At 63.9% G+C, this 13511-nt stretch carries 5 protein-coding genes and 1 pseudogene; 5 read left to right on the top strand and 1 reads right to left on the bottom strand.

Annotated features, from left to right (window positions below; genetic code table 11):
* Positions 1-337: 337 nt before the first annotated feature.
* Both AB0J06_RS04475 and AB0J06_RS04470 read left to right on the top strand, forming a co-directional pair.
* On the top strand, positions 338-3538 hold the full coding sequence (locus AB0J06_RS04475) for a DNRLRE domain-containing protein (RefSeq protein ID WP_357424535.1): 3201 nt from the start codon (positions 338-340) through the stop codon (positions 3536-3538).
* A 61-nt stretch (positions 3539-3599) separates the two neighbouring features.
* The gene (locus AB0J06_RS04470; RefSeq protein WP_357424533.1) at positions 3600-9974 is read left to right on the top strand and encodes an RHS repeat-associated core domain-containing protein; all 6375 of its coding nucleotides are present in this window, start codon (positions 3600-3602) and stop codon (positions 9972-9974) included.
* Between the two features lie 763 nt (positions 9975-10737).
* Here the strand turns inward: AB0J06_RS04470 and AB0J06_RS04465 are convergent.
* Positions 10738-11233: pseudogene (locus tag AB0J06_RS04465) on the bottom strand (SMI1/KNR4 family protein); the annotation flags it as partial.
* Between the two features lie 176 nt (positions 11234-11409).
* On the opposite strand from AB0J06_RS04465, the gene AB0J06_RS04460 reads away from it, so the two are divergent.
* From AB0J06_RS04460 to AB0J06_RS04450, 3 genes are all read left to right on the top strand, one after another.
* Positions 11410-11610 carry a hypothetical protein gene (locus tag AB0J06_RS04460; protein ID WP_357424531.1) on the top strand — a complete coding sequence of 67 codons (201 nt, stop codon included), beginning with the start codon at positions 11410-11412 and terminating at the stop codon, positions 11608-11610.
* A gap of 647 nt (positions 11611-12257) precedes the next feature.
* Entirely contained in the window at positions 12258-13151 is an 894-nt protein-coding gene (locus AB0J06_RS04455) for an integrase core domain-containing protein (RefSeq protein ID WP_357424529.1), read from the top strand.
* A 54-nt stretch (positions 13152-13205) separates the two neighbouring features.
* Positions 13206-13499, top strand: coding sequence for a hypothetical protein (locus AB0J06_RS04450; RefSeq protein ID WP_357424527.1), 294 nt, complete (start codon positions 13206-13208; stop codon positions 13497-13499).
* Positions 13500-13511: the final 12 nt, after the last annotated feature.

The raw sequence follows: 13511 nt of genomic DNA, 5'->3' as shown, positions 1-13511 counted from the left end.
CCAGATACGTCACGCCGTGTCACTGACTCATATGCATCAACGGATAATTTTAACCCCCTTTGATCATTTTTCTTCGGACGGGAGCTGGGTTGACTCGTGATCAACTGGATGTACTTGGCAAGGATTCAAGGAATGTGTCAGCGTATGTCTGATTCGTGCTCGCTAGTTGTAATCCCTCTTTACATGGCATTCAGCGCTCTCTAGTTTTGACGATCATCGTTCGTGATCACGATCGACGTCGTGCACGCTTGGGGGGTTGCTCGTGGCGGGGATGCTTCCGAAAACCGGACGTACACGGCGGAGATCGCAGGCAGTCACGGCCGCTGTGGCGGTTGCAGTGCTGATCCCCGTCCTGGCGGTAGCCGCGCCGGCGGGGGCGCAGCCGACCGCCACTCTGCCGGCCACACCTGTACCGTCCGCGCCACTTGAGGCCGCTGACGAGGCATCTGCGATGGCGTTGGCGTACCGGATGCGAGAAGACGTACTCGTGGCGAGCCTGCGCTCAGACACTGCGTTGACGTGGGCTCGCCCGGACGGCACGTTCAAGACCACGATGCACACTGCGCCGGTCCGGATGCGTACCGGGACGGGTCAGTGGATTGCCATCGACTTGACGATGGAGCGAAAGCCCGACGGCAGCGTCGGGCCGAAGGCCCACCCGCATGGTCTGACGTTGTCCGGTCAGCGGTCGGCGTCATCGACCGAGTTCGTGTCTGTCGGTGCGGGGGAACAGCGCACGTCCTTGGGCTGGGACGGGGCGTTGCCACAGCCTGTTCTCGATGGTCCGAAGGCGACGTACCCGGAGGTCAAGCCGGGCGTAGACCTGGTCGTTGAAGCCCACAGCACGGGCTATGAGTATTTTCTTGTGGTCAAGAACCGTGGCGCGGCTGCGAGTGTCGCGTCGGTGGTGATGCCGTGGCGGCAGGGCTCGTCGGTGACGCAGTCGTCGATGAACGGGGCTATGCAACTGCAGTCGCCTTCGGGTGGGACGGTTGACGTTTTGCCGGCGAAGATGTGGGACGCCCGGACGTCCGTTCACGGTAGCGACGGGGCGCCGCGTGCGACTGTCCCGATGGCTACCGTTCACTCCGCCGACGGCACTACTGATCTCGTGCTGACCCCGGATCAGAAGTTTCTGGCCGACCCGGCAACGCAGTATCCGGTGACGATTGACCCGTCAGTCACTTTGCGGCCCGCGTACGACGCGTTCGTGCAGAACACGTACTCCACGGACGAGTCCGCGGAGACGGAGCTGCGGATCGGGTGGACTAACGATGCCAGCAAGGGGTGCGGCTCTCCGTGTGTCGCCCGGTCGTTTCTGAGCTTCCACTACCTGGACGGTTACGCGGGTGCGTCGGTGGTTTCGGCGAGCCTGCACCTGTACAACTGGCACTCCTACAACTGCGGCTCGCAAGGGTGGGAGGCGTGGAAGACCAGCTACGTCAACTACACCGCGCGGTGGAACAACCAGCCGACGTGGGTGCAGAAAGACGGAACGTCGAGCGTCTCGAAGGGCAACACCTGCGCCGCCGACTGGGTGGAGATCTCGGTCGCCAAAACGTTCGGTGGAGCTTTCTCCGCCGGCGACTCCACGGCGAACGTCGGGTTGAAGGCCACAAACGAGACGTCGAACGGCGGCTGGAAAAAATTCAGTTCCTCGGAAGCCGGAGCCAAGCCGTACGTGCAAGTCGTGTGGAATCGCACGCCGAACGTGCCGACCGGCTGGTCGATCGACTCGTGCTACTCGGCGTGCACATCGCCGGCCGTCGTGCGCTCTGCCACCCCGACGCTCAAGGCGACCGTCTCGGACCCTGACGGTGGAACCCTGCGCGCTGAGTACGAGGTGTGGGATAACGCCAAGACGGCGGTCAAGGCCAAGTCGGGTACCGCAGTCACCGGCGTGGCCTCAGGAACGGCCAAGCCGTGGCGGGTCACACCAGCCTTGCCTGACGGCACCTACCACTGGGCTGTGCGCGCGTGTGACTCCTACGTCTGCGGTGGCTACCTCGCATGGTTCACATTCACGGTCAATACGAGCCCGGTCGGGCTGCCGACCGTGTCCGGCACGCCGTATGCGGAAAAAACAACCGGCACGTGGAACGGCGGACCCGGCCAGCCCGGCTCATTCACGTTCGGCGCCAACGGCACCACAGATGTCTACGAGTACATCTACAGCGTCAACGACGGGGGCGCGGTCACTGTGGCGGCCGGAACCCCTCAGGCGCAACTGCTGACCTCTAGCCAGCAACAGGTGGCCGATCTGTCGGGTTTCACCGCAGGTAACACGACCTTGACCCGCGCAACGGATCTAGGCCATAACTCCACCGACTCGCTCAAGCTCACACCGGTGGCGTCAGGTACATCAGCGGATACGTACGCGACTGTCGGCGGCGACTACGGCGGCATGCGCCTCGGCATGCAGGCGGGCAAGCGGTACAACGTGACGGGGTGGATCAACGTTCCGGCCTCAACCGGACTCAGCCCGGCTGAGGCACGCGGTTTGCGCATCGTCGCTTACTACAAGCTCAACGGCGCCTTCACGTACGTGTCGTCGTCACCGGCGACAGTTGTAGGACAGTGGCAGGCGCTGTCTGTGGTCATCACCATCCCGACTGCGGCAACCGATGCTTTCGTTCGCCTCTACAACGGGTTTTCTGCCGGCTCGGGTAAGGCCGTGTACTGGGATGACCTGTCGGCACGGGAAGTCATCGGCACGACAACCACAACGTCGATCACCCCTACAAAGGACGGTGTGAACCGACTGGCCGTGCAGTCGCGCAACACCGCCGGCGTGACCTCAGACCCGAGGATTTATGACTTCCTCGTCACCCCGAGTACCGGATCGTGGAACTGGACCCTTGACGAGGGCACCGGCACCCAGGCGGGCTCGGTTCCGAACACTCGCCCGGCAAAGTTCAGTGCCACTGGAGTGACGTGGGCTGATGCTCCGAAGGTCGGACCCGGCGCGGTCACCCTGGACGGTAGCGGTGAGCTGAAGACTCTGACCGGCAGCGGTGATCCGTTACCGGTCTTGGACACGACAGATTCCGCCGGGTTCACTGTCACGGCATGGGTACGCCTCACCGACACAACCGCCTCGCGCACGGCGGTGTCGCAGGATGGCACAAGGACATCGATGTTCCGGCTCGGGTTCCGGAACGATTTAGACGTTGACGGTGACACCGTCGCCGACAAGGCGTGGTGCTTCACGATCGCGGCGAGTGACACTCCTGCGGCGAGTTCGGCTCAGGCATGCACCAAGGAGTACGTGGTGACGGGCGACTGGGTGAGTCTGGTCGGCGTGTACAACAAACCCGCGAACACGATCGGTCTGTACGTCAACGGCACGGAGTCGATTGGCGGTGTCTACGCGAGCGAGGCCGCCGCCGGCGGATGGTCAGCTACCGGAGCGTTCGCGATCGGCCGAAGCGGCACCAACACGTTGCCAGCGGAGCGCTGGATCGGCGACCTCGACCACGTGTATGCATCTCAGTACGTCTGGACGGAACAGGAAGTCGACGAGTATGCGTTCGGGTGACGTCATCACGCCAGAAAACTCCGTCAGGCATATCGCGGTAACGGCAAGGAGAAGCGCCTCCATGAGAGCTGTACGCATCCCAATCCTGCCGACCAATACGACGACCGCGACTGCCGTTCGCCGTACGGCCGGGGCACTGGCCGCGGTTATGGTGGTCACGCTCGGCGCGCAGGTGCCCACCTCGACGGCATCAGCCTCCCCCTGGACGCCGCCCAAGCCCAAGGACGTCACAGGTGTGGCCGTCACGCCCGTGAAGCACAAGGTACGGCCGGCGTGGACCGCCTCGGGCCGTGAGGTTCGGCATGCACCGGCAGTTACCTGGCCTTCCGCCGCGACGGCGACCATCGACCTGGCCGCTGCCGCAACCGCCGCGCCGGCTGCGATGGCGAATGGCCGGGACGTGCCACGCGTGAAGGCCGGTGCGCTGCCCGTCTGGTTCTCGACGGCGCCGACAAAGCCGGGTAAGGACGTGGAGCGGAGCGCGAACGCGCCCGCCGAGTTGGTGAACAAGGTCAAGGTCGAAGTTACCGACCGCGCCGCCGCCGCGAAGACAGGCGTGTCGGGTCTGCTGCTCAAGGTCAGCCGCGGCGACGGTGTTAAGCGTGCCGGCACGGTCACGATGCAGGTGGACTACTCCGGGTTCGCTGGCGCGTACGGCGGCGACTGGGCCTCGCGTCTTCGGCTCGTGACCCTGGACGGACAATCGATTCCGACAGACAACAATGCGGCGACGAAGACCCTCACGGCCGCCGTTCCGTTGGCCGCCGACGGATCCGTGACCACGTTGGCCGCTACCGCTGGTGCGTCCGGCGACAACGGCGACTACACCGCGACGAGCCTGAGCCCGGCCAGCACGTGGCAGGTGTCGCAGCAGACCGGCGCGTTTTCCTGGTCGTATCCGCTGCGCGCGGTCCCGGCCGTTGGTGGTCCCGCCCCGAACCTTGGCCTGTCGTACTCGTCTGCATCCATTGACGGGCGCACGGGTGGGACCAACACGCAGGGATCGTGGATCGGTGACGGCTGGGACATGTGGCCCGGCTACATCGAACGTAAGTACAAGCCGTGCGCCGATGACAAAGACGCCATCCGCGGCAGTGACCCGAACAACAAGAGCGTCGGCGGGGGCGACCAGTGCTGGCTCAAGCCAGACGGCGACGCTAATGCCACCATCTCGCTAAACGGCCGGGCAACCGAGCTGGTCAAGTCGTCGGGTAACACGTGGAAGGGTGTGACCGACGACGGTTCGAAAGTCGAGCTGTGGAAGAACACGTCGTTTGGCAACGGTGACGCCGACGGCGAGTACTGGAAGGTCACCACGGTCGACGGAACCCAGTACTTCTTCGGTCGCAACTCCGGCCCTGGCGGCGCGTCGGCCGCGACGAAGACAAACTCAGTGTGGACCATGCCGGTATACGGCAACCACCCCGATGAGCTGGGTTACGTGGCCGGGGACTTCGCGGGGTCGCGCACCACGCAGGGGTGGCGGTGGAACCTCGACTACGTACTCGACCCGCACGGCAACACCATGACCTACTTCTACGGCAAGGAGACTGGCGCGTACGGGCGCGAAGGTGACGTCAACAAGCGCACCACCTACGACCGCGGCGGCTACCTGACCCGCGTCGAATACGGCAACCGCAACAACGCCGCGTCCACCACACAGGCCGCTGCCCAAATTTTGTTTGACGTCGCCGACCGGTGTGTCAGCAACTGCTGGTCGGGCACGGACCCCGTCAAGGAGTCGTGGCGCGACACCCCGTGGGACCAGTACTGCAAAGCCGCACCATGCACGGATCAAATGTCACCGACGTTCTGGACCGCCAAGCGGCTGTCACGCATCCGCGCCCAGGTCTACTCCGGCACCGGCACCACCTACAACGAGGTCGAGTGGTGGACGCTGCGCCACACCTACCTGCAGGCCGGTGGTAATGAAGGCGAACCGATGTGGCTGGCCGGCATCACCCACACGGGGAAGGTCACCAGCGCCGGCGGTACCGAGGTGTCGGACCCGGAGATTGTCTTCGACCCCGGCTCCGAAGCCCTGGCAAACCGCGTCGACGGGCCCGCCGACGGCCGATCCAATCTATTCCGCTACCGAGTCAACACCATCACCACCGAATCCGGCGCGCAAATCTCAGTATCTTACTCGGCAACCGAGTGCACCCGATCGACGCTGCCAACCGTGGACAACAACACCAAGCGCTGCTTCCCGCAGTACTACGCCCCCAAGGGGGTGGAAGCAACCCTGGACTGGTTCCACCACTACCGCGTCGCCCGGGTAGATGTATACGACAACACCGGCGGGTTCGAGCACGAGCAGACCAACTACGACTACCTCGACACCCCAGCCTGGCATTACGACGATTCGGAGCTGGTCGAGGAGAAAAAGCGCACCTGGGGGCAGTTCCGCGGCTACGGCAAGGTCCGAGTCCGCAAGGGCCTCGAATCCGGCGTCCAGTCCGCCACCGAATACCTGTACCTGCGAGGCATGGACGGGGACAAGCAGCCGTCCGGCACGCGTGACGTGTGGGTGACCGACTCGCAAGGCATCCGCATCGAAGACCACGATGCCTACTCCGGCATGCTGCGCGAGGAAACCACGCTGCTCGGAAATGGCGGCGCGTGGGTGTCCGGCACGATCAACACCCCCGTCCGGCAGGGCCCGCTGGCCACCTCCGGCCCGCTGACGGCGTGGATGACCAACACCGGCACGGTGCGGACCCGCACGAAGCTGCCCAACGGCACCGCGCGCTGGACCAAAACCGTCACCACCTTCAACAGCGACAACCTGCCAACGCATGTCGACGACCAGGGCGACGAAGGCACCGCCACAGACGACAATTGCACACGCACCTGGTACGCCCGTAACGACTCGAACTGGATGCTCGACAAGGCCAAGCGGATCGAAACCGTCGGCGTCAACTGCGCCACCACGCCCTCGCTGCCGGGCGACATGCTGTCATCGACCCGCACCACGTACGACAAGGAAGACAACAACTGGGACACGTATCTTCCGTTGACGGGTGACGTCGCGAAGGTTGAGCAACTCGACTCCTGGTCCGGCTCCACGCCTGTGTGGGTCACGACGACGCGGGCGACTTATGACCCCAACGGCCGTGTCACCGCCACCTACGACGGGCTCAACCGCAAAACGGCGACCTCATATACCCCGCAACTCACCGGACCCGTCACGTCGACGACCGTCACGAATGCGATGGGCCACACGGTCACGTCAACCCGGGCGCCGGCGTGGAACCTGCCGACACTGACCGTCGGCGCCAACAACGCGGTCACGGAAATCACCTACGACGGGCTGGGCCGGCAGCTTCAGGTCTGGCTGCCCGGACGGGCCAAGACCACATACCCCAACGCCGGCAGCGCGCAGTTCACATACCTCGTACGGAACAACGCGCCTACCGCCGTCACGACCAAGACGCTGATGCCGTACGGCACCAGCACCTACAAGACTGCCATCAGTCTGTATGACGGACTGATGCGGCAGCGGCAAACCCAAACGCAGGCCCCCGGCGGCGGGCGCGTACTCGCCGACACCATCCACGACTCGCGCGGCCTGGTCGAGTTGACCTCCAACCCCTACTACGACACCACCAACACGGCGCCGAACACGACGCTCGTTACCGGTGCCGGCATACCGGCCATCCCGTCTTGGACGGAAAACGTTTACGACGGAGCCGGGCGCCTCACCAACGCGATCCTCAAGATCAGCGCCGACGGTGCCGCGAGCGAGAAGTGGCGCACCGTCACCTCCTACAGCGGCGACCGCACCAATGTGACCCCACCGGACGGCGGGACCGCGACCACGACCATCACGGACGCGCGTGGCAGGACGAGGTACTTGCGTCAGTACAAGAGTCCGGCAGACGTCGGCAGCGACGACGCGACGAAGTTCGATCAGACCTCGTACACGTACACCGACCGTGGTGAACTCGCCACAGTCAAAGACCCCGCCGGTAACACCTGGCGCTACACCTACGACCAGCGCGGGCGCAAAACCACGGACGAAGACCCCGACAAGGGCCGCACCACCTCTAAGTACGATGCGGTAGGGCAGATAACCGAGACGACCGACGCCCGCCTTGTCACCCTCGCCTACACCTACGACGACCTCGGCCGCAAAATCACCGTACGTGAGGGGTCCGAAACGGGTCCTCTGCGAGCCAAGTGGGAGTACGACAGCCTGCAGTACGGCGTCGGCAAGCTAAGCAAATCGATACGCTACGAACCCGCCGGCTCAACCAACGCCTACGTCAACGAGATAACCAGCTACGACGCAGCCGGCCGACCCCTCGGCAGCGCGACCACCATCCCGTCTACTGACGCCGGCCTATGCGCTGCGGACGGCGGCACCCCCTGCACCTATGCCGTCGGCACCACCTACACCGCGTCCGGGCAACCGCAGACCATCACTTTGCCCGCCGCCGCCGGTCTTGCCAGCGAACGGCTGCTGCTGACGTACAACGAGGTCGGTGCCCAGCGCGGTCTCAGCTCGCCAATGCAGCTCTACATCAACTCCGTCACATACAACAAACTCGGCCAGCTCACACAGCGCGTGGTCGGGGCGTCCGGGAACCGGACTTTGCACACCTACACGATCGACCAACACACTGCACGATTGACCAACGCCAGCGTCATCCCGGAAGTCAAACCCGAACTCTTCAACCTGTCCTACGGCTATGACAAGGCCGGAAACGTCACCAGCATCGCTGACAAGCCTGCTAACGGCACGACTGACACCCAGTGCTACTCCTACGACTACCTACGCCGGCTGACCAGCGGCTGGACCCCGGCCTCAGGTGACTGCACGCCGACCCCCACCGTCGCGGGGCTCGGTGGCCCCGCCGCCTACTGGCACTCCTACACCTACGACAGCGTCAACCGGCTCACCGAGACGCACCACGCCGTAACCAACACCACCCGCGACTACACCTATCCACCGCAGGGCGGAGCGGCCGGATCCAAGCCCCATGCCGTCACGAAGGTCGTCAGCAGCGGCGCCACCAGCAAGACCGACAACTACACGTACGACGCCACGGGAAACACCCTTACTCGACCAGGCGGCAGCAACGGGCAAACGCTGACGTGGGACAACGAAGGTGATCTCGCCAAGTTGGTCGACTCGACCGGTACCAGCAGCTACCTCTACGACGCCGACGGCAACCGACTCATCCGACGTGACCCGGCGGGTGCCACGCTCTACCTCCCGGGCGGCATCGAAATTCGTAAACCCACCAACGGCGCCGCAACCTGCACCCGGTACTACACCCACGCCGGCACACCCATCGCCGCCCGCACTGTCACCGGCCTCTCCTGGCTGGCAAACGACCACCACAACACCGCCGAAGCCACCATCAACAACACCGACCTATCCTTCAGTCGGCGCCGCACCCTGCCCTTCGGCGACACACGCGGCACCACCACCGGCACCTGGCCTACCGCCATGGACAAAGGCTTCGTCGGCGGCACTAGCGACAACAACGGCCTCACCCACCTCGGCGCCCGTGAATATGATCCAAAGATCGGCCGATTCATCTCCGTGGACCCGATCATGGATCTCTCGGATTCTCAACAGATGCATGGCTATGCTTATTCCAATAATTCCCCCGCAACACTCAGCGATCCAAGTGGCCTCAAGCCGGAAGGCGTTAGCTGGGCCGACTATCAAAAAGATTTCGAAGCTGATACCGCGAAGCGCATGAAATGGGCCAACACGATGTGTTCCGGCCGGTTTTGTATTGGCGCGCCCAAAAAGCCCGTAACGCATGGACCTTGGGAAGACGACTTCGTATATGACCCTGCCGAGGCTCCGACCATAGCGGACCATGGGAGCAAGTCAGAGTGGGATATGAAGCGCCTCGCATGTCTCTGGAGTGTGACATTTGACGCGGGGCCCTGCGCGGGCTGGGGCGACGCCGGCGAGATGTACAACCACTACCTGACTGGTGATGGCAGTGATTACGGTTTTGACTACGGTCAGGCGTACTTGGACGATCCATATATCGCGATGAGTGTGGACAAGGAGATTCTGGATGCGCAGCGAGCGGCAGAAAAGCTGTTACGCGCTGCAGGTGGCAAATCGTTCCAGATGACCGGTCGCGCCCGGAACCTAAGCAACCCCAATACGGAAGAGTGGCAAAAGGCCATTGGCTCTCACGACATTTGGGCCAGCGCGGACGTCACTGTGACGGGCAATGTAATTGCGATGCGTATCACTGTCCGTGCCGAAGACCGCTACAACTTTAATAGAGGCGCCAGCGATATCGCCACAGGTGTACCTGATAACGTCAACGGACGTTTCGCTGAACTGGGCTGGGCCAAACCCTTCAACTCGTCAGGTACTCTCGTTCGAGATGTTGTATGGACGGTCGGTTCTCCTTCGACCGCTTCTGTAACCCAACCGACACGACGGCGGTGGTGAAAATGGGAGGACCTAGAGCTCCTCGCCTCGCAATATGCGTAGCTGCTGCGGCTCTCTTCGCGACGAGCTGCGCTGCGTCTTCGGATGGCACTGCCGGCCCCTCGCGATCACCTCAAGCGTCGAAGTTCTGGGACCAGGGGTTGCAGCCGAACGAAGCATTTAAACCGGACGCGGAAGACAGAGTCGGCGCTGTCCTCATTGGCCCCAAGGCAGATATCGCTTCCGCGGTCGAAGTCCCACTCGAAGTTGTCTACATGGACGACATTGTGACGTCGGCATGCGGTAACCGAGCGGGAAAAGGCGTGTACGAAAGTCGATTCGGGCAGCGTCGAGAATGGCGAGGACCGGACTTAGGGATCCGTCAATTCGTGGGTGCATTCGCGAGCGTCACCGCCCGCGACGCTGTTGCCCAAAGTCGAACCCATTTGGGCTGCGGCGAATACGTCGACCGTGACGGTGAGCACGAGTCGCTGCGAGTAGTCGATCTTCCGAAGCCTCCAGGTATCGACGAAAGTGTCATGTTCTGCGAAGTCCTGAACCGCGTGAACTACGTGTGTATTGCGTTGTTGGCTCGCGACGACATCGCGACAAGATTAAGCGTGCAGGCGAAAACAGAGCCCCGCGCGAGACAGGTGATGGGAACGGTAGTTGAGCTTGCGGCGCAACGCCTAGCTGCCCCGTAGTGGCCATGGCGCACGTCGACGCCCTCGCCGGCGAACACCTCGTCGAAGGGTCGAGTGAACTTCGCGTCGCGGTCGCGTATGAGGACCGTGATCTGGTAGTTCCACTCCTGGTCGACGTGTACGACGGCCGGCTTACCGGGCGAGCGGTAGTCGAGGGCGACCATGTCGTGACCCGCCGACGGGCAGTCGGCGATGTAGATGCCGATGTCGGGGTAGCCCCATTTCGCTACCCAGAACGCGCTGCCGAACTCGCCGCAGAGGCTGAACCGAGCGGTTCGACCGATCGCCGCCAACGTGTAGACGCCAACGTGGTCCGCAGCCCAGGAGGTTCGGTTGGGTGCAGGGTGGGCGTCACGGGCGAGCGGGCCGCCGTTGTGTCGACGGGCCAGGTCGACGTACGCGTTGGGCAACTGGTGCCCAAGCTGCGCTTCCACCGACCGCAGAACCTCGTCGGTGAGCGGGTCCTCCAGCGGGCCGGATCCGTCGAAGACAGTTGCGGGATCGAGCACGGGTCGACGGTAGTCGGTTCCGCGTCAGTTCCAGGAGCGCCGGTAGCCCTGCTGCTGTCGACAGCAACGATGACAGCAACAGGGCCGGACGGGGAGGGCCGGAGACGGAGAGCGGTGGATCAGTGCCCGACGTCAGAGACGTGCGCGGACGCGCACGGACAGAGCGCGCAGAACTTACAAGCGAGGGGTCCCACGTCACGACGAGCGGCTGCTGTCCATCGACGCAGGCGCTAGGGTGCTGCCGTGCCAGACCCACAGCCGAACGATCACACCGCGGTCGTGCAGCATGTCCGCACGACGCTGCCCTATCGGCTCGCCGTGTGGTACCTGAGGTTAGCGCTGGTGACCTTGCCCGTGGCATTCATCGACTTTTGGGTTCTAGGGCCGCCGATCTGGGGAACGGTCATCGTCCTGGGCTGGATTTGCTTCTCGCCAGTGCGGTAGATGGCATATTTCGAGTGGAACCTGCCGCAGCGGGATGTCGAGTTCATGCTGTGGCGAGACGTCTTCACTCCGCGCTTCCGCTAACCCGCTGGGGCCCTCAGTTCCGCTTCAAGTCGGGCATGACCGAGTCAGCGAGAAGTCAGCGAAACCGACGCCAGCCGTTGTTATGCGGCGGCAGCGGACGTTGCATGAGCTGCACCATGCAGAGCGACGTGACATCGGACCGTGCCGGACTGGTGCCTATACCCGCCTTGACACGGAAGAGGTCACTGGTTCAAACCCAGTATCGCCCACCAGTAGAACAGCAGGTCAAACGGCTCGTTACCGGATCGCGGTAACGAGCCTTTCTGTTTGTGCTCCTTACGTTGGGAGCAAACTGGGAGCACATGATCCTCTGCCACCTACCGGCTGTACCGTGCCGAAACTAGACGCACGGGCTGTGAGCTGAGGTTTCGCCTGACTACGGCATGATCGGTTCGTGATGGTTCGGCTGCGATATCTGATCATGGTTCGGTGTTCGGCTGGCTCGCGCTCCTTACCAGGAGCGATGCCGCCAAGACACAGCAGAGTTGCTGGTGTTGCGGCATGAAGTCGCCGTGTTGCGCCGCCAGGTCGGTCGCCCACGGCCATCCTGGCCGGACCGCGCCGTGCTGTCCGCGCTGACGCGGTTGCTGCCCCGCGCACTGTGTACGCACCGAATCGTCACCCCGGCCACGCTGCTGGCCTGGCACCGCCGCCTGATCAAGCGACACTGGACGTATCCGAACCGGACCGGCCGCCCGTCGGTCAGCGACGAGGTGAGGGATCTCGTCGTGCGGCTGGCCCGGGAGAATCCGGGCTGGGGGCACCGCCGCATTCAGGGTGAACTGGTGGGGCTCGGCCACCGAGTGGGCGCGGGCACGATCCGGCGGATCCTCGCCGCCACCAGGATCGGCCCGGCCCCGCGCGGCGTCGACACCTCCTGGCGGACCTTCCTCCGTGTTCAGGCTTCTGGACTGCTCGCGACCGACCTCTTCCACATCGACACGATCCGCCTGCGACGGCTGTACGTGCTGTTCGTGATGGAGGTCGTCACCCGCCGGGTGCACATCCTCGGCGTCACCGAACACCCGACCGCCGCCTGGACCACTCAGCAAGCCCGCAACCTGGTGATGGACCTCGGCGACCGGATCGGCGCGTTTCGTTTCCTGATCCGCGACCGGGACACCAAGTTCGCCGCGTCCTTCGACGCGGTGTTCGCCGTCGAAGGCGTCAAGGTGGTCAAGACTCCGCCACGGACGCCTCGGGCGAACTGCTACGCGGAACGGTTCATCCGCTCCGTCCGGGCCGAGTGCACCGACCGGATGCTCATCTACAACGAGCGGCACGCCCGCGCTGTGCTCGGCGACTACGAGCACCACTTCGACCGGCACCGTCCACACCAGAGCCTGGATCAGCATCCGCCCGACCATGACCCCGGCGTGGTGATCGTCATCGACTCGCCGGTACGGCGGCGACGCATCCTCGGCGGCGTCATCAACGAATACGGCAGGGCAGCCTGACCTCAGTGAAAGGTCAGCTCGGGACCCCGACACTGGTTTTTGGCGCGGTACAGGGTGCAGTCGCAGGGTTTTGTGGCGTTCGTGCGCTCGCAAACCTTTACGCCGCAGCCGAATCTGGAGATTCTCTTCGTCGCCGTGGACGTCACCCGCTGCGTCGTAATGAAGGCATGGCTGGTGGCGGCGCCTGGACTACGCGGCCACGCTAACCGGTCTCAACAGCTGCGGGCGAGACAGGTTCTCCGCGTCGATGAAAGATACGCCAAGGAACGGTGGCGCGCCTACCGACTCGAGGCGGAGGACCTGCCGGTGACGGTACTCAAGCGCCTGGACGAGCCGGCCGACGCCTGAGCCTCGCCCTGA

The organism is Micromonospora sp. NPDC049679, assembly GCF_040659735.1.
In the GTDB taxonomy this organism is placed as follows: domain Bacteria; phylum Actinomycetota; class Actinomycetes; order Mycobacteriales; family Micromonosporaceae; genus Micromonospora_I.
This window is presented reverse-complemented; position numbering and strand designations above follow the sequence as displayed.